At 42.6% G+C, this 26512-nt stretch carries 17 protein-coding genes; 2 read left to right on the forward strand and 15 right to left on the reverse strand.

The genetic code is table 11. The annotated features are described in order from the left end of the window. Positions 1-30 precede the first annotated feature (30 nt). The 7 genes from AC2HW8_RS02590 to fba all read right to left on the reverse strand — a co-directional run bounded on the left by AC2HW8_RS02590 (position 31) and on the right by fba (position 14160). On the reverse strand, positions 31-4494 hold the full coding sequence (locus AC2HW8_RS02590) for a DUF7601 domain-containing protein (protein ID WP_484327109.1): 4464 nt from the start codon (positions 4492-4494) through the stop codon (positions 31-33). 653 nt (positions 4495-5147) lie between these two features. Beyond that, complete coding sequence (secA, locus tag AC2HW8_RS02595; protein ID WP_021883794.1) at positions 5148-8015, reverse strand: preprotein translocase subunit SecA; 2868 nt, start codon at positions 8013-8015, stop codon at positions 5148-5150. 67 nt (positions 8016-8082) lie between these two features. Then, complete coding sequence (locus AC2HW8_RS02600) at positions 8083-9480, reverse strand: penicillin-binding transpeptidase domain-containing protein (RefSeq protein ID WP_117882628.1); 1398 nt, start codon at positions 9478-9480, stop codon at positions 8083-8085. A gap of 168 nt (positions 9481-9648) precedes the next feature. Beyond that, entirely contained in the window at positions 9649-11328 is a 1680-nt protein-coding gene (locus tag AC2HW8_RS02605; protein ID WP_484327110.1) for an FtsW/RodA/SpoVE family cell cycle protein, read from the reverse strand. A gap of 758 nt (positions 11329-12086) precedes the next feature. Continuing rightward, positions 12087-12497, reverse strand: coding sequence for a DUF1284 domain-containing protein (locus tag AC2HW8_RS02610; RefSeq protein ID WP_101029100.1), 411 nt, complete (start codon positions 12495-12497; stop codon positions 12087-12089). Further along, on the reverse strand, positions 12475-13023 hold the full coding sequence (locus tag AC2HW8_RS02615) for a biotin transporter BioY (RefSeq protein WP_337806225.1): 549 nt from the start codon (positions 13021-13023) through the stop codon (positions 12475-12477). The genes AC2HW8_RS02610 and AC2HW8_RS02615 overlap by 23 nt, the downstream gene beginning before the upstream one ends. Positions 13024-13293: 270 nt before the next feature. Continuing rightward, entirely contained in the window at positions 13294-14160 is an 867-nt protein-coding gene (gene fba / locus AC2HW8_RS02620; protein ID WP_101029101.1) for a class II fructose-1,6-bisphosphate aldolase, read from the reverse strand. Between the two features lie 434 nt (positions 14161-14594). Between fba and AC2HW8_RS02625 the strand changes: the two genes are divergently transcribed. Next, complete coding sequence (locus AC2HW8_RS02625; RefSeq protein ID WP_484327111.1) at positions 14595-16334, forward strand: S1C family serine protease; 1740 nt, start codon at positions 14595-14597, stop codon at positions 16332-16334. Positions 16335-16538: 204 nt separating this feature from the next. Here AC2HW8_RS02625 and AC2HW8_RS02630 read toward each other — a convergent pair whose 3' ends face one another. From AC2HW8_RS02630 to AC2HW8_RS02645, 4 genes are all read right to left on the reverse strand, one after another. Next, positions 16539-17336, reverse strand: a complete 798-nt coding sequence (locus tag AC2HW8_RS02630; protein WP_021883801.1) for a DUF2238 domain-containing protein — start codon at positions 17334-17336, stop codon at positions 16539-16541. Between the two features lie 143 nt (positions 17337-17479). After that, the gene (locus AC2HW8_RS02635) at positions 17480-18805 is read right to left on the reverse strand and encodes a 2-hydroxyacyl-CoA dehydratase (protein WP_015523104.1); all 1326 of its coding nucleotides are present in this window, start codon (positions 18803-18805) and stop codon (positions 17480-17482) included. Between the two features lie 17 nt (positions 18806-18822). After that, positions 18823-21726, reverse strand: coding sequence for an acyl-CoA dehydratase activase (locus tag AC2HW8_RS02640; RefSeq protein WP_117951611.1), 2904 nt, complete (start codon positions 21724-21726; stop codon positions 18823-18825). Between the two features lie 285 nt (positions 21727-22011). Further along, positions 22012-22617 (reverse strand): hypothetical protein, encoded by a 606-nt coding sequence (locus tag AC2HW8_RS02645; RefSeq protein ID WP_015523103.1) that lies wholly within the window; start codon positions 22615-22617, stop codon positions 22012-22014. Positions 22618-22809: 192 nt separating this feature from the next. On the opposite strand from AC2HW8_RS02645, the gene AC2HW8_RS02650 reads away from it, so the two are divergent. After that, positions 22810-23508, forward strand: coding sequence for a CpXC domain-containing protein (locus tag AC2HW8_RS02650; protein ID WP_015523102.1), 699 nt, complete (start codon positions 22810-22812; stop codon positions 23506-23508). Positions 23509-23793: 285 nt separating this feature from the next. Here the strand turns inward: AC2HW8_RS02650 and AC2HW8_RS02655 are convergent, their stop codons facing one another. The 4 genes from AC2HW8_RS02655 to AC2HW8_RS02670 all read right to left on the reverse strand — a co-directional run bounded on the left by AC2HW8_RS02655 (position 23794) and on the right by AC2HW8_RS02670 (position 26438). Further along, on the reverse strand, positions 23794-24798 hold the full coding sequence (locus AC2HW8_RS02655; RefSeq protein ID WP_015523101.1) for a GGGtGRT protein: 1005 nt from the start codon (positions 24796-24798) through the stop codon (positions 23794-23796). A 21-nt stretch (positions 24799-24819) separates the two neighbouring features. Further along, entirely contained in the window at positions 24820-25512 is a 693-nt protein-coding gene (locus AC2HW8_RS02660; protein ID WP_015523100.1) for an iron-sulfur cluster assembly scaffold protein, read from the reverse strand. 213 nt (positions 25513-25725) lie between these two features. Further along, on the reverse strand, positions 25726-25920 hold the full coding sequence (locus AC2HW8_RS02665) for a helix-turn-helix transcriptional regulator (RefSeq protein WP_015523099.1): 195 nt from the start codon (positions 25918-25920) through the stop codon (positions 25726-25728). Continuing rightward, entirely contained in the window at positions 25917-26438 is a 522-nt protein-coding gene (locus tag AC2HW8_RS02670) for a hypothetical protein (protein ID WP_117965836.1), read from the reverse strand. Before AC2HW8_RS02670 ends, AC2HW8_RS02665 begins: the two co-directional genes overlap by 4 nt. Positions 26439-26512: the final 74 nt, after the last annotated feature.

Below are 26512 nucleotides of genomic sequence, written 5' to 3' on the forward strand. Positions count from 1 at the left end.
ACCTGTTCTAACAATTCAAATCATATCGGGTTACTTTCTGCGTCCTGCTCTGCGTTTTTTACGAACTTTTCCGTAATAGATTGCGTAGCCCGTGAACATTGTCACCGCAAGACCTGCAACCGACAAACCGAGAACAACATAGCCGTTCATACCGTCACCGCTTGCCTGTGGCATTGTGATTGCACCGTCAACATAATTATATGTAACATTGTACTCACCCTCAACAGGAAGTGTGAAGTAGGAAAGTGTGTAGTTCGGGGTGTAACCATCTGACGGTTTGTACTCAAACAGACAGTATGTTTGAGATGTTGAAGTACCTGTTATATAATTGTCGGAACTTTTGTTCCATACAACTTTACCGTTTGTTTTTGTAAACTCGCCCTGACCGTCCTTGAAGATTGTCAGTTTGTCAAACACAGCCTGACCGTTGCTGTCTGTCTTTTTAGAAGCCATATGAGTTTTCATTGAGGCATCATTAATGATTGTATTGATATCATCTGCAGTAAAGATATCCTCACCGGACACCTTCATCACCGCAAATTCCGTATCACTTACATTACCGCCTGTCTGATTCTTCTTGTTTACTGTTGCGCTTCCGTGTGTTGTTTCATTTGCAAACAGGGCTTCATTTTCTTTAACAGAAGTAGAATCGTTGAAGTAACCTGCAAGCTCAGCATCGGTTTTGCCTTCAATATCTGAGTTCTTAACCTTAATATACTTAGGCGGCGTTACTTCACCGCTTTCAAGCAATTCAATCTCGGCAAGCCAGGTGTTTGTATCCATTTTATAATCGGATGCATTTTCACCCTCGGCAAGAGCCTCGGTAATCTTAAATCTGTAAACACCCGCAGTGACTAATTTGAGGTTTTTGAATTCAACCTTACCGCTTGCGTCAGGTGTTTTCAAATTCGTGGAAATTGTTTTTGCGCTGTTTGTCTTGATAGGTTTGCCGTCGGCATCCTGTTTTGCTGTATCCATTGATTCAAGACCTGTCAATGTATAAACGAACTTGCTGCCGCTGTAAGCCTGACCGTCAAGAGTTTTATTTACCGAAATGGCAATGTTTGTAGGATTAACCTTATTGATAAAGTTAAGCGCATTTCCTGCTTTGGCGAGAGTACCGACAAATGTACCGTTGAAGTTCTGATCGCCTACTTTATAGGGAACATAACCTATAACATTTTTCTCTGTAATCTTATAGGTTGCACCTACAGGAATATTGAGAAGCTTAATGCTTTCGCCCTTTTTGATTGTAAACGAACCGTCCAAGGGTGTACGGTAAGCTGTGCTTGAATAATCTCTTGCGCCCTTTTCTTTGAGCTTATACTCAAGAGGATAGGTCTTGTAATCATAGGTTGAACCCTTGCCGTCAAAGTCGAGAGCAATCGCAAATGTAAACTGCTGATTTGTATCGTAATCGGTTGTACCGTCTTCACCAACAACATCCTTTGAAATTTCAAGAGGTGCTGTCACTATACTGTTGGTATAGTTGAGCTGGAGCTGTGCATAAGCACTGTCATCCTTGTCATCTACAAGCTTGAATTCCGAGTTCGTAGCTGAACCGCTCTTGATTATTGAACCGACTCTGTTGTTAACGAGTTCCCAGTTCGTTGTGTATTTAAGATTACTGCTGTCTGTTGACTCGTTAACCTTCATATCGTTGCCGGTCTTGAATGAGTTGTCAAAGTCAGCCATATAATTATCTTTAAGTGTGAAACCGCTGTTTGAAAGAGTTTCACTGCTTATGTTTTCGTCTGATTTTGTAAGCTTGTAGCTTTTACCGGAGGTATCTTTATCGTTCTCTTTGATTGTATAATCAAAAGTTTCATTAGCTTTGAGGTCATCTGAAATTTCAGAAACAACATCGCCTGTATCAAGTGCCTTTGTAACCTTGAGGTCATTGTTGGCAGGTGTCATTGTGAAGTTTACTGAGAAGTTAGACTCAGCCTCACCACGCTCCATATAGAATACCACCATATGGTATGTCTTGTTAGGATCAAGCTGAACACCATTGTTGATTGTCTTTGTAACTTTGCCAAGGTTTGTAGGATGTGACAAAGCGTCTCCGGTATACGGAGTGCCGTCACCGTTCCACATTTTACCGTAAAGATCTGAAAGCTTAAGGTTTGCTTTAAGCGTGCCGCCGGTACCCATATTCTTCCACTTACAGAAGTTAACTTCTGTATTGCTGCCAAGTAGATCCTTTTTGAATTTGTAAAAACCGTCTGATATTTCATAAGGATCTACATAATATCCATCTGCATTATATACACCAACCTTTGTATCCTGCCAAACATTCAAACAGAAGCTAGCATAATCACCTGTCTTAACCCAAAACTCACCACTCGGAACTGTAAGTTTTGTCGACGATGATGAAGGTGAGTAGTCGGCAAATACATCGTTAGCTGTTGCTTGCATTGTACTAAAGTCAATTGAACCTTTTGCCTCTTTATGGTCACCGCCGAGGTCGAGAGCAAGTTCTGCGTTAGCACCTGTTGAATCTTCACCGATATAAACCCAAAGGTCATCGTCACCGCTGAAGTTAAAGGTTGCAGGTTTGTTGTCTGCAAGCATACCATCTTTCGGAACTCTGAAGTCTATATCAAGTCTGATACCGAAACCATAGTCAAGGTTATCGTTAGTACCCTTGCCCGTTGATGTATTCTGAGTATTGTTGAATGGGAAAACACCATAACCGTTTTCTGTACCGCCGAATTTTCCCAAATCATCATGTACACCAAATTGTTCGCCCGCACCGTAGTTAATTTTTGTAGGTGTAAGGCCGTCCCATGTGAAGTAGATGTTATCGGTTGCATCTTTTGAAGTGAATTCATAAGTAGTAACACCATCAGGGGCAGTAGTTGTACGGAACGGGAAAGATGACTTATAAACATTGGCAACTCTTTTATCATTATATTTAGCGGTTGAAAGTGCCTCAGCATCAAAGTAAGGAGCCTTGACACCATTTGCAACCTGAAGATTGCCCTTACTGTCAAGCCTGTTGTACATAAGACCCTGTAAGGACTGGTTATAATTACCGTCGCCCCATGCCATACCGTTGGAGTTGTTTACTGCATAGTAATAGTTATCTTTATAATCGTTGATGTTTGTAAGTCCTGCTACGTGGTCCGTAAATTCTTTGTAGTGTTCCCCACCCTTATACATATTACCGAAGTAGAGAGGATACTTCCAGTCCGATTGATGATCTAAAGCAATGTCGCTTATGTACTTGTTGAAGTTATCAAACTGATACCAATAGTCATACATATTGTCGTTACCCTGACACTGAAGATACCCTTTCTCCTGCTCCATATCAGACCAGTAGTCAAAGTATGTTGCGTCAACGCCTACGATGTTAGGATTATCTGAGAATGAATTTTCAACGACAGCACCATAGTTTACATTGTCTATTTCCGAGAATTTTGTCCAGCCTTCGCCTCTGGCTGTCTTAACATATGTAGCCGTGTTCTTGCTGTAGCCCGAACCATCATATCCCGAACCTGTCGGATATGAAGTTGCGGAAGATGCACCGTTGAGGTTATGTTCGTTCGGATGGAATCTTAAAAGCGCACCCGCCGGAATTTCACCTTTGAACACCACAGAACCGCTTACCTTGGTGTCTATGGTGTCTTTTGTAAGCTCAACTGTTCCTTCATAGGCATCGTTGTAGTCAAAAGTTGCATAAACCTTTGTAAGCGACTTCCAGTCATCGTTTGAAACATAAACTGTTTTATATGTTGCCTTTGACTGTTTGTCGGGAGCTTCAACAGAAAGGTATTTACTTTCTTTGAACGAGCCGTCAGTTGTAAGATAAAATTCTGTGTCACCCGAAGCACCAGAAATGTCGATGGTCTTGATGAACGGGTTAGTCCACTGACTTTTTGAAGCGTCATAAAGAGCATTATCTTTACTGTATGAGTCGTTAATACCGAGGTCGCTTGTTTGTGTTTCGCCCTTGTTGCTGAAGATTACATTTTTATGGGATGACTTAACATCTACATAGTAGTAATCGCTGCCTGAAGATGTCTTAGTCATTGCAACACCCGGCCACTCTGCGTTGGAGTCAGTATCGTTTACCCAAGAATATGCATAAGCCTCATTATAGGTATTATTGCTGTTATTAAGATAGATACGGCGGGAACCGTTTGCAACAGTCTTTTCGGGAAGAGTAAAATTAACCCCGGAAGAAAGCTCAATTTTTGTTGCACCGGATGGTGCAATGGTTTTAAAAACTCCCGACGAAGGATCTTTGCTTACTTTTTCTGTTTTAAGAACCGTGCCGTCATCCTGAGCAAAACGACATGTAACAGAAGAAAAACCATTCCATTCCTTATTCTTGTTCAGGTTAATGTAAATCTTCTGATCCAAAGATGTTGCCGCAAACACATTAAGCGACATACCCGACACGGCACATATCGAAAGCATGAGGGTAAGTGCAAGCACAAGAGAAAAGCTTTTCTTTGCGGTTATGCAAAGCTTTTTACTTAATTTCATAATTTTTTCTTCTCCTTCATTGCCGATTACTTTGTTTTGGCAGTCAAAGTACAATTAAACAGAACTGCATAGGACAGTCCAACATATCTGCCAACTAATTATGAAACGCAATTTTTTGAATTTGTTCTTCTTTTTTACTTGTATACAATTATATAATATTTTATTGCATATTTGTAGAGGCAATATAGCTAAACTTTGGGTAATGTTTTTGGTTATTTTGCATATCTGCAAGCACGATTTAATATTTTTGACCATAATGTGATTTTATTGCTTATTTATCGCCATTTTTTGTGTTTAAGATAAATTATACCCATTGTACAACCTTAACAGGCAGTTAAAAAGTCAATTTCGGCACTAAATTTGTTGATTTTTAATTCTTTTTTCAAAAATATCAAAAATTTTATGCAGGTTTACTCCAAGCTGTGCGTGCGGAAATATGTATTATTTTGCGATTGCTGCTTTTAAAATGCCCTAAAACCAGCATTTTGCAGAATTTTTCAGATATATTTTTATAATCAATATCTATATCTCATCAAATTAATCACCGAATACCTTGAAAATTCGGCACAAATAAAGGGCAGAGTATTGCTCTCTGCCCCTCAAAATGTAATTCACTTAAATCGCAATTATACAAACCGCTTTATGCAAACATATTAAAGATCTCTGCCGCAGCACTTCTTGTACTTTTTACCGCTGCCGCACGGACAGGGATCGTTTCTGCCGATTTTCTTGCCCTTACGGATAGTCTTGTTGACAGAATCCGTACCGTCTGCAGAAGTTTCTGTAGGCTGAGCAACCTGCTCACGGTGAAGCGCCTGCTTTACGGCGTCCGACTGTTCAACAGCTTCTTCATCATCGGATGCAGACTTTGCCGCTGCGGCAGCCCTCTGAGCTGCTCTCTTTGCCGCTGCAATTGCATCCTGTCTTTTCTGAATCTCATAAACACGCTTTGGCATAATGAGCATCATCTTGACAGTATCCTCACGAATGCTTTCAATCATCTCATCAAACATATCGAAGCCTTCAACTCTGTACTCAACAACAGGATCGTGCTGACCATATGAACGAAGTCTAATACCGCTCTTGAGCTGATCCATATTATCGATGTGATCCATCCAATGTGTATCAACATTCTTGAGGAGGTAAACACGCTCCATCTCACGGATTGTTTCCTCGGGAAGAAGTTCTTCGTTTTCCTTGTAGATTTCAAGAGCATCGTCAACGAGCATCTTCTGAATCTCTTCGGGTTCCATATTTTCAAGATCCTCAAGACTGAAATCGTACTTAGAATCATCTCTGATAAGCCAGCCTGCATAGTAATCCTTAAGACTCTGGAAGTTCCAATGCTCTGCAGGACCTTCGGGGAGGTACTGCTTGATTGAAGTTGCGATTGTATCCTCAACCATTTTGAGGATTGTTTCGTGGAGATCCTCACCGTTAAGAACCTGATCACGCTGACCGTAGATGATTTCACGCTGTTTGTTCATAACATCGTCGTACTGGAGGACATCCTTACGAATGCCGAAGTTACGAAGCTCAACCTTTTCCTGTGAGCCCTCGATAATACTTGTGAGCATTTTATTCTCAATAGGCATATCTTCGGCAACATTCATACGCTCCATCATCATTTTCATTCTGTCACCGCCGAACAGACGCATAAGATCATCCTCGGTTGAGAGGAAGAAACGGCTGACACCCGGATCGCCCTGACGGCCTGCACGACCACGGAGCTGGTTATCAATACGGCGTGACTCGTGTCTTTCCGTACCCATAATGTAAAGACCTCCGGCCTCTCTTACCTTTTCAGCCTCGCCCTTAATCTCTTCCTTATACTTGTCATTCAGTTCTCTGAATGTATTTCTTGCATTGATGATTTCTTCATCATCGGTTTCCGCATAACCTGTAGCTTCTTCAATAAGCTCCTCTGTAAAGCCCTGCTTACGCATTGCGGCTTTTGCCATATACTCTGCGTTACCGCCGAGGATGATATCGGTACCACGACCTGCCATGTTGGTTGCGATTGTTACCGCACCGAGTTTACCTGCCTGAGCAACAATTTCAGCCTCTTTTTCATGCTGTTTTGCATTGAGGACATTGTGCTTGATGCCTCTCTTTTTGAGCATTTTTGAAAGAAGCTCCGACTTCTCAATTGAAATTGTACCGACAAGGACAGGCTGTCCCTTTTCGTGAGCCTCAACAATTGCGTCAATAACAGCGTGGAACTTGCCGTTTTCTGTCTTATAAACCGAATCGGGGAGGTCTTTTCTTAAAACAGGCTTGTTTGTAGGAATTTCAACAACATCAAGCTTGTAGATTTCCTGGAATTCTTCCGACTCTGTCTGAGCAGTACCTGTCATACCCGAAAGCTTTTTGTAAAGACGGAAGTAGTTCTGGAATGTGATTGTAGCAAGAGTCTTGCTTTCGCTCTGAACCTTTACGCCCTCTTTAGCCTCAATAGCCTGATGAAGACCTTCGTTAAAACGACGGCCGTACATAAGACGACCTGTAAATTCGTCAACGATGATAACTTCGCCGTCCTTGACAACATAGTCAACATCAAGCTTCATAACGCCGTTAGCCTTGATAGCCTGATTTACATGGTGCTGAATTGTAAGGTTATCGGGATCGGTAAGGTTTTCAATACCGAAAAATTCTTCGGCTTTCTTAACACCGCTCTGTGTGAGGGTTGCTGTTTTCTGCTTTTCATCAACAACATAATCAATGTCGTTTTCCTTGTAATATTCCTCCATATCCTCTTTTGCGTCAAGTTCTGCAAAACGCTGAACTTTAAGAGTTTTTGCAAAAGCGTCAGCCTTTGCGTAAAGGTCTGTTGACTTGTCGCCCTTACCCGAAATAATAAGAGGAGTTCTCGCCTCATCGATAAGGATTGAGTCAACCTCATCGACAATCGCAAATGCGTGTGGACGCTGAACCTTGTTTTCCTTGTAAACTACCATGTTGTCACGGAGGTAGTCAAAACCGAGTTCGTTGTTTGTTCCGTATGTAATGTCTGCGGCATAAGCCTTTTTTCTGCCCTCGTTATCGAGATCGTGGCAGATAAGACCGACCGAAAGACCGAGGTATCTGTAAAGCTTGCCCATCCACTCTGAGTCACGGCGGGCAAGGTAATCGTTGACTGTTACAATGTGAACACCTTCGCCTGTAAGAGCGTTGAGGTATGCAGGGAGGGTAGCAACCAAGGTTTTACCTTCACCGGTTTTCATCTCGGCGATTCTGCCCTGGTGAAGAACGATACCGCCGATAATCTGAACGGGGAAGTGCTTCATACCAAGCACTCTCCAGCCTGCCTCACGACAGGTTGCAAATGCTTCGGGGAGAATATCGTCTGTTGTTTCGCCGTTGGCAAGTCTTTCTTTAAGAATTGTTGTCTGGTTCTTGAGTTCACTTTCGCTCATAGCCGCATATTTATCTTCGAGTGCAAGCACCTTGTCACAGATTGGTTGCACACGCTTAACTTCACGCTTGCTGTAGTTGCCGAACATAGCCTTTAAAAAATTCATCAGGGTTCTTCCTTTCAATGTACCGAAAAAATCGGTCAAACTGTATTTTCAATAATATAATTTTAATTTACTGCACCGCAGACGCTCCAAGGCTCTTTGCAGCCTGAATCATTGCGGCCTCAACCACGGGACCGGCATATTGGAAACCGAAACCCGAATCCTGTACAACACAGGCAAAGGCGAGAGGGCAGTCCTCATCTTTTGAGTAGCCGACCATCCAGCCGTTAGGGTTCTTATCATCGCCGACTTCACCCGTACCTGTTTTGGCACAGACTGTAAGTCCGCCGAAAAGGTTGTCGCCGTAGTAATCCGAAACGGTGTATCTCATAACATCATCAAGCTTTGCCGCCGTATCGGATGAAAAAAGCTCCTGTCCGCTGCTCTTGTAGTTTATGCCGAGTGCGGAGAGTATGGACTCATCTTTGATAAGGGTAGGGTTTGTAGCCTTACCGCCGTTTGCGATTGCACCGCAGATAATTGCCATCTGCATCGGGTTTACCTTGTCATTATACTGACCTACGCCCGACCAGCCAAGCTGGTTTTCATTGGCATCGCTGACATCATATGAACCTTTTGCGGTTTTAATTCCGTCAACATCAAAGGAGCTGTTAATGCCGATTTTCTCGGCAGTTTTTGTCATTGTGTCACTTCCGAGTTCAACGGCAAGCTTTGCAAAAACAATATTGCAGGAATGTGCCATTGCCTCTTTATATGTCAGCGTTCCGTGAGTTTCCGTACAGGTAACTTCACTTCCGCCTATGTTCTCACTTCCGTTACAAACCCAAGTGCGGTCATAAAGGTCGGGAATATTCTCGATTGCCGCCGCAGATGTAACGATTTTGAAGATTGAACCCGGAGTAAAGGTTGACGAAAGCACATTATCAAGATAAACGCCCTCGTATTCGCTTTCGTTGTCCTCGGTAATTTCGGGAGGAGCCTGAGGATCGTAAGCCATGGTGCTTATGGAACAGATAACCTCGCCTGTTTTGTAGTTATATATTACACATGCACCTTTTTTGTTATAAGCTGCAAGAACATCATAAGCCGCCGCACAGGTTGCGGAATCGACTGTCAGCTTTATATCGTGAGAGGCACGCAATGATTCCGGCATATTAAGTCCGAAAACAAGGTTATAGCCTATCAGCTGAGAACGATACATACTTTGAACAGCCGTTGAAATGTTAAGGCTGTCATCACCGACAACATGAAGCAGAGATTTTCTTACGCTCTCGCTTTCGTTATAAACTCTTTTACCGTCAACCGTCTGTGCAAGAGCCGTGCCGTTGCGGTCATAAATTGCTCCTGCCTGTGCAAGGCCGCCGTCACCTGCTATATGCGCATTATATGCCTGATCAACCCAATCGTCTGCCCCTGTTACAAGCTCAAAGGCAAGATAGCCGAGTCCGCCGATAAACGCAAGCGCAACTATATATATAAGTGTACTTCTGCGAAGTATTTTTTTCAAACCTTACACCACCCTGTGTATCAAGTGAACAATCGAAAAATTAAAGAAAATGCGGCTTTGCTTGCAAAGCACTATGAATACGGTCGGGAGATAGAGCATTTTATTTTGCTGTTTTTCCTCTCGACAACAATTTCCCATTTTCAATTTTTCATTTTCAATTTACTAAACTTATCTTTTTACCGAATAAGTTCTCTCGTCTGCGGCTTTGATGAATGCAACAAGTCCCCAACAAGACATAATACTTGAACCGCCGGCAGACACAAACGGAAATGTTACGCCTGTAAGCGGAAGAACATCGGTTGCACCGAAAACATTGAGAGAAAGCTGAACGACAAAAAGTCCTGCCGCACAGCACGCTGAAATTGAATAAAAGGTACTTCTGCTTCGGGTTGTAATTGCCCTTGCATAAATAAACATTGCACCTACTGCCACGGCAAGTGTGAACGCAACGATAACTCCCATTTCTTCCGAAACAAGTCCGAAAACAAGGTCACTTTCGGATGCGGCAACCTGCTTTAAAAAACCATTGCCGATACCTACGCCGAAAAGTCCGCCGCTTGCCATATATGTGAGAACTCTTGCCTGCTGATAACCGAGATTGTCCTGAGTATGTTCCCACACATGACGCCAGCCCGAAAAACGGTCGGCAACATACGGTTTAAACTTGAGGACAAAGGTTACGCCGAAAATTGCGGCGGCAACAGCAAGAATAATCGTCTTGAAATCGCCCGAGCGCATAAACGCTGTGAGCAAAAATGTTACAAAGAAGATGAGCGCAGTACCAAAGTCACCCATAAGAGCCAAAAGTCCGACGCATACTGCCGAGAAGATAATGTACTCAAGCAGGTTCTTCTTTGTCATCAACACATCAAGTGAACTTGCGCCGATAAAGATGAAAATAATCTTTGCAAGCTCTGACGGCTGAAATGAAAACGAGCCGATATAAATCCAGTTGGCGGCGCCGTTTGTAATCTTACCGAATACAATTGTTACGCCCAAAAGACCGACCGCACAAATCATTGCCGGAAGTCTGAGTTTATTTACCTTATCGGGATCTTCAATCAGCTTGATGATTACGCAGAAGATAATCATACCTATTGCGGCAGCAATAAGCTGAACATAAGCCGAGCGTTCCGACTGTCTGATAAGCATCATTACGCCTATGCCCGTCAAAAACAGGGCAAGCGATTCAAGCTCGAAATTTACTCTGCGGATTACAAAATAGGAGATAAAGAAGAATCCCCATTCAACAGCCGCAAGAGCGCCGAACAGCACGAGCGGAGCCATTGTATTTGTGCCGTCATTCCAGAACATTGCCTGAACGCACATAAAGAAGTGAAAAAATGTAATAAGAAGCATAAGCTTCCACGATTTCATTGCAGGCTTATCGCTGACCTTTGAGAAAAACCAGCTCGACTGCAACGGCTGTTGGAACTCCTCGCCTCTTTTTACTATAAGGCTTGTACCGCCTATTGTTATTGTATCGTCAATAAGCACCTTTGCTCTGCCTCTTGTTCTTTTGCCGTTGAGCATTGTGCCGCTCTTTGAGTCGGTATCGCTTACATACCAACCGTCTTTACGGCGAAGGAGTACGCAATGATTTCTTGAAACCGTCGGGTCATCAACGGTTACATCACTGCTTTTACTTCTGCCGATTGAATTTTCCCAAAAAAGCACGGGGAGTATCTCGCCCGTTGCAGGGTTCAAAAGTGAAATCAAAGGAGTTTCGGGACGGCGGCGACGGCGCATTGCGGCAAAGCACTGGTACACAATTATTATTGCATAAACAGGCATAAGAAAACGCAGTGCAACAACACCCATATCGAAAATTATCGAAAGATCCGGCACTTTTTTCAACTCCTTCACAAATCATCTGTCCTAAAAATAAGCATACTTAAAGTTATACAGTTTAAATAATAATCCAATTTCCTCCAAAAGTCAATAGCCGAGTGCCTCGGCACCCCATTCGTGAAGATAGTTTGTACAATAAAAAACTTACGATACCCGAGCGTTACTATCTAATTATAAGTGAAGTAACTTTGTAGCCGAGTGCCTCGGCAGTCAATTTGTGAAGATAGTTTGTACAATAGAAAACTAAAAATGCCCGAGCGTAAAATTGTTATTGTCTGTACCAACCTGTAAGGGCATTCATCGGACGCCCGCAGGTAACGGCAGAATTTTCATAACAGATTAAATTTTATAAATGCCGCAAAACAATTGTTATATTGTAGGGACGAACCGTGTTCGTCCGTCCGTGTGCATTGCACACGGTTTGCACGCAATGCGTGCAAATTCGATACACAACATTTATCACATCAAAACATATGCGACTAAACAAAATGTTTCATCAAGGCGGGCGTCCAATGAACGCCCCTACGAGTTTGTGCTTTTTATACAATTTTATTAAACTCCTTGATTTATTAACTTCAATAATTTATAATAACTTTGACAGAGGATTTGTTAATCCATCTGTTGAGTGTTTCGCCACTTATTTAAAGGGCGAGTGTTTTTTATCGTTGAGCGTTTCGCCGCTTGTAAAAGTGCGAGTATTAACAAAAGACCTCACGAAATTCGTGAGGTCTTTTATCATAATATATCTATGAGGATTAATGAAGACTTTTCATTTTATCGGCTTTATCACGGCATATATGCGACCATTTGCAGTCACCGCACACCTGCGAAAGCCTGTCTTTTAAAATTATATTTTCTCTTGCAATTCTCGAAAGCTCTTTCCAATCGGCAGTATCGCCGATTTTCATTCCGAGTAAATCAAGACATCTTTTGTCATAGCATGACGCCTTGCCCGTAACATCGCAGCTGCCGTTGTCACGGTTCGGACACGATGAACAAATTTCGTCACAACCGCCCGTAAGCGTAAGGTTTGCGTTGTTATTTTCAAGAACCGACACTATTTTTGCCATTCCGCAGACAAATTCATCGCTGTAACCCTTGCCTTCAAAAAACTGCACACAAAGGCTGTGGTGCGGTCTGAACTTAAAGCTTAATGATTTTGTCAAGACGATTCACCAAAACTGTTGCAACAACAATCTTTGCAGCATCTGCAAGAAGGAACGGAACAACGCAGGTGAGAAGTGCGGCAACAAAGTCTGTATGCATTGCAATCATAAACCAGATTGTACCGAAAAGGTAGCATACTGCAAGGCCTGCAACCATTGAAACCGCAAGCACCCAAAGCTTTCTGCCGAGAAAATCAGTCATAAGTCCAACAATAAGTGCCGTAAAGAGGAAACCAATGATATAACCGCCTGTCGGACCGCCGAGAACGCCGATTCCGCCTGAGAATCCTGCAAACACGGGAACACCGATTGCACCGAGGAGAACATAAACCGCAACGCTGATGAGTCCTCTTTTCCAACCGAGCATAGCCGCAGCCATAAAGATGCCGAGAGTTTGAAGTGTGAACGGAACTGTCATCGGAATCTGAATCTGTGCGCACACTGTGATGATTGCGACGAACATCGCCATATACACAAGGCTTAATACATTACTTTTTGATTTACTGTTTGTTTTTGCTTCTGTCATAAAATTACCTCTCCTTTGCAAAACCGCTTCTTTTGTTTTGCAGATTGTCAACCAAATTATTTTATCGGTTGACAATTATTATAGTACCGATTATCGCATTTGTCAACCCGATTTATGTTTTAAAGTAACAATTACAATCCGTTTTGATGTAACAATTGGCTTTACAACCGTCTTATAATACAACTGAGTTAACCAAACAGAACATAAAAACAGGGACAGCGTTTTGCTGTCCCTGAAATTTTTGTAAAGATTAAGTTTGCGTGCTTACAATTAAGCCTTGTTAACCGAACCGAAGAGTTCCATCTTTTCCTTAACAGTAGCCTTGATAGCCTCTGCGCCGGGAGCGAGGAGCTTTCTTGGATCGAAGCCCTTGCCTTCGAGATCCTTGCCCTCTTCAATGTACTTTCTTGTAGCTGCTGCAAATGCGAGCTGGCACTCTGTGTTAACATTGATCTTTGAAACGCCGAGTGAGATAGCCTTCTTGATCATGTCGGCAGGGATACCTGTACCGCCGTGGAGAACGAGCGGCATCTCGCCTGTAAGCTGCTGGATAGCGTCAAGAGTTTCAAAGCTGAGGCCCTTCCAGTTTGCAGGATACTTACCGTGAATGTTACCGATACCTGCTGCGAGCATTGTTACACCGAGGTCTGCAACCATTTTGCATTCCTTAGGATCTGCGCATTCGCCCATGCCGATTACGCCGTCTTCCTCGCCGCCGATTGCACCAACCTCAGCCTCAAGTGAAAGACCGAGCTTGTTACAAGTTGCAACGAGTTCCTTTGTTTTTTCAATGTTTTCTTCGATCGGATAGTGTGAACCGTCGAACATGATTGAGCTGAAACCGGCTTCGATGCACTTCTTAGCGCCTTCGTATGAACCGTGGTCAAGGTGGAGAGCAACAGGAACTGTGATGTTGAGTTCCTCGAGCATACCGTTTACCATACCAACGACTGTTTTGTAGCCGCACATATATTTACCGGCACCCTCAGATACACCGAGGATAACAGGTGAGTTGAGTTCCTGTGCTGTTAAAAGAATTGATTTTGTCCATTCAAGGTTGTTGATGTTGAACTGACCTACTGCATAGTGGCCTGCCTTTGCTTTTGTAAGCATTTCTTTAGCGTTTACTAATGGCATTTTAATCTTCCTTTTTTAAAAAATTTCAGCAGACAAGCGTCCCCACCTGCCGATTTAAGTTTATTATACAATATATTTTTGAAAATATAAAGACCTAAAAAGAAGATTTAGTGAAAATTTTAACAATTAGTCGAAAAATTCTTCATTTTGTCCTGTTTTAGTCAATTATCACTAAACTTTCAAAATACACTCACACTTCCGTAACACAACAAGGTTGATTTTGATTTTGTGAAAAGGTATAATATAAATGTAAATTACAATACTTGATTTTGGTCAAGCGTTGTATGATAATATTTTTTGTAAACTATCCCGTAGGGGTAGTCTTGCGACCGCAAGTAATGACAGATATTTTATTGCAAAAAATTTTGTTTCATTACTTAAAGACAAACGCAGTTTGTACCCCACGGTAACAAATAAATGTAGGAGTAACTTTTATGGACAATTTTGACAACAACAATATGGGTGGGTTTGAACCGCAAAAGCCGTTCACCGAAAAGCCCGTACAAAACAATAATATGAACACGGAACAGACAATTCCCGTTTCCGAACCCGAAACACAGGAAGAACAGGCTCAGAATGTTCAGCCGCAGAACGGCAACACACCTTACGGTGATTATATTTTCGGCAACAACAATCAAAATACGGCAAACAATGCAAATCCGACTGAAAATGTTCCGCCGTATCAGCAGAATCAAAATCCGAATCCGAACACCTACGCTCAGCCGTGGCAGTACGGTTACGGTCAGTATCCCTACAGCGGACAGAATCCGCAGTATAATCAGAACAATCAGCAGTACGGACAGTATCAGAACAATACAGGATACAATCAGAATGTACCGCCGTATCAGCAGAATATGTACGGACAGCCTCCCTACGGCAACAACGGTACATACAATCAGCAATACAATCCGCAGATGTTCGCACAGTACCCCCAAAAGAAAACAAAGGGCGGAATAATTGCGTTGATTATCGTTCTCTGTTCACTTCTTACAATCGGTTTTATCGGCATGATGGTGTACGGATTTTCGGTTGACATAAAAGAAGATTTGAACAGCGACCGAAGTGATTCGGGCAATTCGTTCAGACTTCCGAATAAAGACAGCACAACACCGTTTGAAACCCTTCCTAACACCTCATCACAGGGTAAAACTCACGATGAGTCGGACTACAGTGACAAGGTGAACAAGGATTACTCGGGTATGAAGCTTGAAAGCAATCCAAAAGACGCAAAAACAAACAACAGCTACACAGCCGCAAAAGCGTCAGAAAAGGTTTCCGACTCGGTAGTCGGCATTCTCTGTTACTCGGACGATGTACCCGATCAGGCTGACACAACAACCGCATCTTCACAGGGAAGCGGAATTATCTTCTCACAGGACGGCTATGTTATCACAAACGCTCATGTAATCGGTAACAGCAAAACAGCCTATGCGATCAGAGTGGTAACATCTGACGGCAAGGTATACAAGGCAGGTGTTGTAGGTTACGATTCAAGAACCGATATTGCAGTTCTCAAAATGGACGATGCAAAGGGACTTACTCCTGCAACATTCGGTGATTCGTCACAGCTTGAGGTTGGTCAGGATATTATCGTAGTCGGCAACCCCGGCGGTCTTGACTATCAGAACACAACAACCAAGGGCGTTATTTCGGCGCTTGACAGAAAACTTTCAACATCAAGCCTTACAAAGTACATTCAGACCGATGCCGCAATCAATCCCGGCAACTCGGGCGGTCCGCTTGTAAACTACTATGGTCAGGTTGTCGGAATTACAACTTCAAAGATTGTTTCCGAAACTTACGAAGGTATGGGCTTTGCAATTCCGTCACAGACAGTAAAAAGCATTGTTGACACACTTGTAAAGAACGGCTATGTTGAAGGCAGAGTAAAAATCGGCATTTCGGGCATTGCAGTAACCTCCGATCAGGCATCAAATTACAACATTCCGCAGGGCATTTATGTTCAGAGTATCGTATCGGGCGGCCCGTGTGACGGCACAAGCCTTAAAGAAGGCGATATCATCACAGAGGTTGACGGCGAAACAATTACAAGCTTTGCAGATGTTTATGCGATTCTTGAAACCCACAAACCGGGGGACAAAATCAAGGTTAAATATTACAGCTCATCATCGGGCGATGGTGAGGTTGAAATCACACTTCAGGAAGATAAGTAATTTTAATATAAGAATATCACCAAAAGCAAGAGGGCAGTCACGGCAATGTGACTGCCCTCTTGCTAATTGAAAATTAAAAGTAAAAAATTGCAGGGGTGAACCGTGTTCGCCCGTTCGTGTGCGATGCACACGATTGAACGCATAGCGTTCAAATATCATATGCAACTCATTTATATAATTTGATTTTACATAAACATTGCGTCATTATTTTTTAACGGGGATAAAATTCCGCAAAAATCCTGCACTTCTTCCTTTCAGGTAAAACCAACCTATGGTGTCAAAAACTACCGCTCCTACAAAATTAACAAGCAAATCTTTCATTGTATCGATCAGACCGATGTCAAGGTAACCGTTAATACCGAGATTTTCACCGTTCACAACGGTTGATGTTATATCTCTGATGTGCATTATCACATTCGGCTTGCCCGAAATCAAACCCGAATGTATTGCCGTGATTACGGTGTCCTTTTGCATATCCTTTTCAAAAAGCATATCCGCACCAAACTCAAAAAACTCCCACACAACACCGACTGTCATTGAAAAGCAGAACGAAAACAGGCACACGAACATGGGCGAGAGGCTCAATTTCACCCGTTCGCTTCTGTTCAAAATATCGGTCAGTCCAAAACCAACGCCTGCACAGATAAAGCCGTTCACAGTATGGAGCAATGAATCCCATATCGGAATCTTTTCGTAGAACGCACCGAGCTCACCCATAACATTTGCCGCAAACACGAACAGCACAACAATCGTTTCAAGCACACTCGGCAACGCTACCGACAGCTTTCGGTCGATGAACAACGGAAGCATCAACAGTCCGAGCGTTAACACGCAGGTCATGACATTCTCCCATTTTCCGTTTAAAATGCCGGCAGTCAAAAGTGACACAAGTATGAGCCTTATAATGATGTAAACGCCTGCCTTAACCTTGTGCTGTCGCATTTCACGCACATTCAGCCACCGTGCAAGCCTTTGAAAAAATCCTTTAAGTCGTTTTTTCATAATATCCCCCGATTTTTACACTTATTTTTTCCTTAAAAACGAGATAAACCCCTGTAAAATTGTATTAGCTTTTTCTGCCTGATATTACCGCAAAATAAAAAAGCCACCGCCATCTGCGATGACTCATAAGCATTGATATTAAATTACTTTTTCTCTGACTTCTCTGACGATTCGGCTTTTTCGCCATTTTTTTCAGCCTCAAGCTTTTTCTTGAGTTCCTCTTTGCCGACAGCAAGCATCAGCTTGATACGGTTCTCCTGATTTACCTTCGGCGCACCCGGATCATAGTCGATGGTAACGATATTGGCATTCGGTCTGATTTCTTTAATCTTTCTGATTGCGCCCTTACCGTTGATATGATTTGGCAGACAACCGAAAGGCTGTGTGCATACGATATTCTCATAACCTGTATCAGCAAGCTCAATCATCTCGGCTGTCAGCAACCAACCCTCGCCCATCTTACTGCCGTATCCGATAACACCGTTTACAAGCTCCTTTGTGTGAGCATATCTGTGAGGCGGAACAAAGCCGTACTTTTCAGCGGCATCAACCATAAGTCCCTCAAGCTTTGTGAGGTAGTTAAGAAGCATCGAACAGAATTTGTATTTAACTCTGCTTCCTCCGAACATCTTGTAGTCCTCAATACGGTTATCAACCTTAAATGATGCAAAACCCATAAGACCAGGTACGCAAACCTCGCAATCCTGATCTGCAAGAAAGTCCTCAAGACCGTTGTTAGCCATTTTGGAGTATTTTACATAGATTTCGCCGACAATACCGACTTTAACCTTCGGCACTTTGTTAAGCTCTATTTTTGTAAATGACTTTGTAATTCGGTCAAGAGTTTCGTCAATTTCTTCAAGAGTGTAGCCCTTGCCCTGTATGAGCATATCGGAAATCTTATCCGTCCACTCATCAACAAGCGCCATACTTTCGCCCTTGTTCACTTCATAAGGCTTTGTCTGGTTTGAAAGCAGCATTAACTGGTCGCCGTACACAAGACCGCCGACAAATCTGCGGATAAGCGGAAGTGTGAGCGAAAAGCCGCTGTTGTGCTCCATACCGAACGAAAGTGAAATTACGGGAACGAACTCAAAGCCTGCCTTTTTGAGAGCCTTTCTCAAAAGGAAAATGTAGTTTGACGCACGACATCCGCCGCCTGTCTGAGTAATCATCAGGGCAACCTTGTGAACATCATACTTTCCGCTTTGCAGAGCATTGATGAACTGACCTATAACCAGCAAAGCCGGATAACAGGTATCGTTGTGAACATATTTAAGACCTGTCTGCGCAATCTCCGGACCCGTTGTGTCGAGCAAATCAGACTTATAGCCGTAGTAGTTGAACACCTTTTCAAGTATTTTAAAATGAATAGGCGCCATATTGGGCATAAGAATTGTGTATTCCTTTTTCATCTGCTTTGTAAACAGCAAACGACCTGTTTTTTTGTCATACTTCAACTCTGCCATAACAGAATTTCCTTTCATCAATCGTTTTCAAGCGCAGCAAGCAAACTGCGGATTCGGATTTTAACTGCTCCGAGGTTTGTAATTTCATCTATCTTAATCTGAGTGTAAATCTTATTTTTGCTTTCAAGAATTTCTCTTACCTCATCGGTTGTAATCGCATCAACACCGCAGCCGAAGGATACAAGCTGAACAAGCTCCATGTCCTTTCTTGTTGTAACATATTTTGCCGCCGCATAAAGTCTTGCGTGGTATGTCCACTGGTTAAGAACATGAGTCCGGAAATGTTCAACTCTCGGAGAAATAACATCTTCGCTGACGATTGCAACATCAAAGCCTGAGATAAGTCTGTCGATTCCGTGGTTAATTTCGGGATCAATATGATATGGTCTGCCTGCAAGAACAAAAATCTTTTTGCCCTCTTTTTCAGCCTTGGCAATAATCTCGCTGCCCTTGTCGATAACCTTTTTTCTGTAATTTTCCTGTTCCTGATATGCAAGCTTAGCCGCATTTCTTACCTCGTTAAGAGTGAGGTCGGGGAAGTGGAACGAAAGTCTTTCATAGGCTTTCTTCGGAAAATCGTTCGGGCGGTGAATACCAAAGTATTCCTTTATGAAGTGAACCTTGCGTATATCCTTCATATTATTTTTGATAACCTCGGGATAATAAGCAACAACAGGACAGTTGTAATGGTTATCTCCGAGATGCTCGTCAAAATTATAGGAAAGACAGGGGTAGAAAATTGTTTCTGCACCCATATCAATAAGAGTCTGAATGTGACCGTGAACAAGCTTTGCAGGGAAGCAAACGGTATCGCTCGGAATTGTCTGCTGACCTCTCTGATAAAGCTTTCTTGTTGAATACGGTGAGTGGAACACCTCAAATTTAAGTTCTGTAAAAAATCTGTACCAGAACGGATAAAGCTCATACATATTGAGCGCCATAGGGATTCCAAGCTTACCTCTTATGCCTTCAACAGGCTTGTAGGAATCAATGAGATTCAGCTTATAGGCATACATATTCATATCGTTTGCAGGAGCTTTCTTTGTGATCGGTCTTTCACAACGGTTTCCCGCAATAAACTTTCTGCCCTTGCCGAATGAATTTATTGTAAGACGGCAGTTGTTGTTGCACATACCGCAGTTTGCAACCTTGATTTCGTGAACGAATTCATCAAGTCCCTTTTTGTCGGTAATTGTACTCTTGCCAACGCCCTTTGACTTTTTCTTTGCGTAAAGAGCCGCACCATAAGCACCCATAAGTCCTGCAATGTTAGGACGGACAACTTCAACGCCCATTTCCTGTTCAAATGCACGCAAAACAGCGTCGTTTAGGAAAGTACCTCCCTGAACTACAACACGCTTGCCGAGTTCGTCGGGGCTTGACGCACGAATAACCTTGTAAAGGGCGTTCTTTACAACGCTGAGTGAAAGACCTGCCGAGATATCTTCAATTGTTGCGCCGTCTTTCTGAGCCTGCTTAACACTTGAATTCATAAATACGGTACAGCGTGAGCCGAGGTCAACGGGACGCTTTGCAAAAAGTCCGAGCTTTGCAAAGTCGGCAATCTCATATCCGAGAGCGTTTGCAAAAGTCTGCAAAAAGCTTCCGCAACCCGATGAACAAGCCTCGTTAAGGAAGATGTTGTCAATTGCACCGTTATGTATCTTAAAGCATTTGATATCCTGTCCGCCGATATCGATGATAAATTCAACATCGGGCATAAAGTATTTTGCGGCGGTAAAGTGGGCGATTGTTTCAACAATGCCGTAATCAACCGCAAATGCGTTCTTTACAATGTCCTCACCGTAACCTGTTACGGCAGAAGAAACAACATTTATTTCGGGATTTATTTCGTAAACCTCGTCAAGGAATTGCTTCATAATCTCAACGGGGTTTCCCTTTGATGGCAGATATTTTGAATAGAGCAGCTCGCCGTCATCATTGAGGACAACACCCTTTACGGTTGTTGAACCTGCGTCCATTCCTATATAAGCCTTGCCTGTGTAGCCCTTTAGCTCCTTCTGCTTAACATCAGCCTTTGCATGACGGTCGCAGAATTTTCTGTACTCCTCTTCGTTTTTAAAGAGGGGCTGATTGAACGCAAAGTTACCGCTGCCACGGTAGTTCTTTACCTTTTCGATAACCTCGTCAAAATCAATAGTCTTTTCGGCACACAAAGCCGCACCGCAGGCAACATAATAAAGTGAATTTTCGGGGCAGATGCCCTTTGTTCCGAGCGTGCGGTCAAAGCAGTTTCGCAGTTCGCTCATAAATGTAAGAGGTCCGCCGAGATATACAATCTGACCTTCAATTTCTCTGCCCTGTGCAAGACCTGCAACAGTCTGGCTTACAACCGCATTGAAAATACTCTCTGCGATGTCGCTCTTCCTCGCACCCTGATTAAGGAGCGGCTGAATATCGGTCTTTGCAAACACACCGCATCTTGATGCGATTGTGTATGTCTTTTCGTGCTGTTTTGCAAGCTCGTCCATATCCTCAAGCTTAACATTCAGAAGTGTTGCCATCTGGTCAATAAACGCACCCGTGCCGCCGGCGCAGGTACCGTTCATTCTTACCTCAAGTCCGTTTGTGAGGAACAATATCTTTGCATCCTCACCGCCGAGTTCAATTATAACGTCTGTACCCGGAATAAAAGTATTGGCGGCAACTCTTGTTGCGTAAACCTCCTGAATAAAATCAACGCCGACAGACTCGGCAACACCCATTCCGGCAGAACCCGAAAGAGCCACCGAGGCATTTTCAACGCCGTCAATCCTTGTCCGTACAAGTGCAAGAATTTCTGCAATCTTTTCCGTAATTCGGGAATAATGCCTTTCATATGTGCTGTATATTAATTTGTTTTCGTCGTCAAGCACAACACATTTTATTGTTGTTGAGCCAATATCCAATCCTAATTTCAACTTGTGCCTCCGAAATCAATACATAGTAATCTCATTGTGCATATCTAATTAATTATAGTATTTTTTGCCCAGAAAATAATTCTAATTCGGAATATTTTCATCTTTGATGAATTTTACCATTTTTATCACAAAAATTCAATACACATAAAGGGCATAATGTATAATCTACTGCATATAATTTGCCCTCAAAAGCAAAGCGGAGCATTGTTCCGACTTTAATATATCTTAAAAATGCAGAAAAACCTGCCGAAATCGGCAGGTCTTTAGCTTTAAGTATTTAAATTATCAGAAAAGTTCACCGTGAGGAGCTTCACCGTCATCTGCCTCGTCTGAATCTGCGGACTCGGAGAATCCTTCTTCACGCTTTGCCTCAAGCTCTGCCTTGAGGTCGCAGATGTTTGTAAGATGCTCGGGTTCTGCCTTTTCTTCGGTAACAGCCTCGGGCTGTTTTTCAACAGGCTTTTCCTCTTTAAAAGGAGATGACTTGTAGTCGCCCTCATTTGAGCAAGCTACTGTAATATCAACAATATCATCCTCTTTAACCTCTGGAGCAACCTCGGGATTGCCGTAGAAAATATCGTTTGAGCTGTTGACAATCTTTCTGTAACACTCTCTTGCTTTTGCAATTTTGGCCTTTGAAGTATCAATAACCTTCAAAAGCTTTTCGCACTCGGCGTCATTAATTTCAGTGCCTTTCTTTCTGCTGTCGTACATAACCTTTCCGAGAGCAATATATGCTCTGTTCATAAGCTCGCTTTCGCTTTTCATAACAAGTCTTAATCTGTTGAGCTTTGCGTTTGTTCTGTTCTTTTCTACTATTGTCTGAGCTACCGATGAAATTGTATCAACGGCTGTATTTACTGTTCCTTTTACACTGTCAAGTATCGTCATAGTAAATTTCTCCTTTAAAACCGCTTTGGCACAAACACTCTGACACATTCTGCCGTGGCGAATAATATTAAACTTATTTCTATTATTATGACAGATTTTTTTGATAAAATCAACATTTTTTTAAAATTTACTTGTTAAAATCACGGTCAATTGCTATAATTAGTTTCATAGAGTGTTAAAGAGGTGGTTTGGATGCCTGAAAAGAAAATTACCAAGGCAATCGTCTGCCCAATGTGCGGTGAAATGAGCAAGGCTGATGTTTACACCAGCATCAACCCGTCCGTAACAAAGGGTGTGCGCAGAAGAGCGCTTGACGGTGAGCTTTTTGCGTGGAAATGTCCGTCATGCGGATACTCCGCAAGGCTCACATATCCGATTCTCTACAATGATATGAAGAATCGTTTTATGGTGTATTTCATTCCCAAAATTGATCATTTTCAGCTCTGCGACAATGAGCTTGAAGAAAAATACAGCAATCTCCGCAACATAAGCAAACGAATTGTTCCAACCTTCAATTCGTTCAAGGAGAAAATTTTTATCTTTGAGTCGGGACTTGACGATATGTCGGTTGAGCTTACAAAGCTTGCAATCAGCCAAACGGTTTCAAAAAAGCTTAACGGTGCGGAAATTCATGACGGATACCTTTCAATGTACGATCGTGAACGCAACACAATGGGATTTACATATTTTACAGGTGAAAAGCATACGCCGTATGTTCAGACAGCAAGACTTGAAATTTATGTTAAATCGAAGAAAATTGTCGATTCGCTTGCATATAAGGACAAAAAGTTAAAGGGCTTTCTTAAAATTGACCGTGAATGGGCAGAAAACATTCTCTACCGCTACAAGCGCATGAAGCATATTGAAAAGCTTAACAAGCTGAAAGAGTAAGCTGTTACTGTAGTCAGTCGATTCTTTTGGTTTAAAAAAGAATCTGCAAATAAGTAACATATACACTGTAAAGAATATCCGTAAACATAAACTCGTTAAAGCAAAAATGCATAAAAATTTCCGCCGTACCGATTAGAGCGGCGGAATCATTCAGCTTAATATTTTTTGTATTTGCAATTCCAACTTGTTAAAATGCCGATACAATCGGGGATTTTCGTTGCACAAAAAAATCAGGGATCGACTCAAAGAGCCGACCCCTTTTTAATTTATTGAAAAGATTGGTAATTACTTGTTAACAGCTTCATAAACTGCAACTGCGCAAGCAACTGTAGCACCAACCATCGGGTTGTTACCCATACCGATAAGGCCCATCATTTCAACATGAGCAGGAACAGAAGATGAACCTGCGAACTGAGCGTCACCGTGCATTCTGCCCATTGAGTCTGTAAGACCGTATGATGCAGGACCTGCACCCATGTTATCAGGGTGAAGTGTACGGCCTGTACCGCCGCCTGATGCAACCGAGAAATACTTAACGCCGTTCTCATTTGCCCACTTCTTGTATGTACCTGCAACGAGGTGCTGGAAACGAGTCGGGTTAGTAGAGTTACCTGTGATAGATACACCTACATTTTCATGCTGCATGATTGCAACACCTTCACGAACATCGTCAGCGCCGTAGCAGCGAACTGCAGCTCTTTCACCGTCTGAGAAAGCTCTCTCTTCAACGATTTTAAGCTCTGATGTGAAATAGTCAAACTGAGTCTTTACATATGTAAAGCCGTTGATTCTTGAAATAATGTAAGCAGCGTCCTTGCCAAGACCGTTAAGGATAACACGGAGCGGCTCTTTTCTTGCTTTGTTAGCGTTACGAGCGATACCGATAGCACCCTCTGCTGCTGCAAAGCTTTCGTGACCTGCGAGGAATGCAAAGCACTTTGTTTCATCTCTGAGGAGCATTGCGCCGAGGTTACCGTGACCACGGCCAACATTTCTCTGCTCAGCTACTGAGCCGGGAATACAGAAAGCCTCAAGACCGATACCGATAGCTTCTGCTGCCTCTGAAGCAGTCTTTGCGCCCTTCTTAACTGCAACTGCACAACCGAGTGTGTAAGCCCAGCCTGCGTTTTCAAATGCGATCGGCTGAACGCCCTTTACGATGTCGTAGGGGTCAAAACCGAGATCGTTACAAATTTTTCTTGCCTCTTCAAGATTTGCAATACCGTATTCGGCAAGGCACTTCTCAATTTTAGGCATTCTTCTTTCCATACCTTCAAATGTTACTGCCATTATGGTGTCCTCCTTACCGAATTATTCTTCACGAGGGTCAATGTACTTAGCTGCGCCGTCAAAACGACCGTACTGACCGATGTTGTTCTTGTATGCTTCGTTTGGCTCAACGCCGTGACGAATGTCCTCGAGCATTTTGCCGAGCTTTACGAACTGATAGCCGATAACTTCATCGTTCTCGTCAAGTGCTGTCTTGAGAACATAGCCTTCAGCCATTTCCATGTAACGAACGCCCTTAGCGTTTGTGCTGTACATTGTACCAACCTGGCTGCGAAGACCCTTACCGAGATCCTCCATACCTGCGCCGATCGGAAGACCGCCCTCTGAGAAAGCTGTCTGGCTTCTGCCGTAAACGAGCTGCTCAAAGATGTTCTTCATAGCTGTGTTGATAGCGTCACAAACGAGGTCTGTGTTAAGGCACTCAAGGAGTGTTTTGTTAGGAAGAATTTCTGCTGCCATAGCTGCAGAGTGAGTCATACCCGAACAACCGATTGTTTCAACAAGAGCCTCTTCAACGATACCGTCTTTAACATTAAGTGTAAGCTTGCAGGCACCCTGCTGAGGAGCACACCAGCCAATGCCGTGTGAAAGACCTGAAATGTCTTTAATGTCATAAGATTTTACCCATTTGCCCTCTTCGGGAATAGGTGCAGGACCGTGCTTAGGTCCCTTTGCTACAGTGCACATATTTTCAACTTCTTTTGAATAAATCATGTGTACTTCTCCTTTCAATAAATTGTATGAGTCCGAAATCCTCAAACACCTATATTATACGGCTTAACCCGACATTTTTCAAGCATTTTTCGTTAATTTTTACAATTCCCCCACATTGTAATATTTCCCGTAGCAATTTTCCGTTTGATTTTGAAACGGTAAAAATAAAAACGGCAACCGTGAAACAAATCACCGATTGCCGTTAAAGTTTGCTTATTCTTCCCAAAACAATTCGTCAAGGGTTTTGTCAAGCGCTTTACATATTGCTATGCAAAGGTTAATTGTGGGATTGTAGTCGCCCTTTTCAATTGCGCTTATTGTCTGTCTTGACACCTTTACAAGTTCCGCAAGCTGTTGCTGTGACAAATCCTTTGCGGCACGGGCGCTTTTTAATCTTAAATTCTTCATTCTTCAACTGCCTTTTTGTCAATTATTGTTTTGATGACAACCATCACAAAAATACTTATTGCCCAAATCATTACAATGATAGGAATAATGTCAAGATTTGCTATTCCGTTTGTAACAAAGGTTTTTTTGCCGAAAGCAATTCCCAAATATTCTGCTCCCGCAATAAATGCCAAAACGCCTAAAAGACTCTTTCTGCCTTTATTTGATGTAAAATATGCGTCATTGAAAATGCTTATTCCAACGAATACGGCAGTTGAAAGAAACAGTCCTATAAACATTTGAACGCTGAGTTCAGCCCAATTAATCTCCAAAACATTAACTAAAGCGCAGACAATTATGTACCCGATAAGCACAAAAAATGCCGATTTATAAGCCTTGCCCCGTGCAAGAACCTGTCGTTCATCGTATTCTGTGTAAGTGTTCTTTTTCCTTTTAATGTTTGCGATAATGAGCGTTACGATAACTACGGCAATAAAACCGCAACAAAAACCAAGCACCCAATAGTATTTTTCTCCCATAATAACATCTCCCAAATAAATCAGCCAATTTGCAGATTTATTCGTCCAACCGATAATCCGCAAATAATATTAAA

Source organism: Ruminococcoides sp. (genome assembly GCF_057037865.1).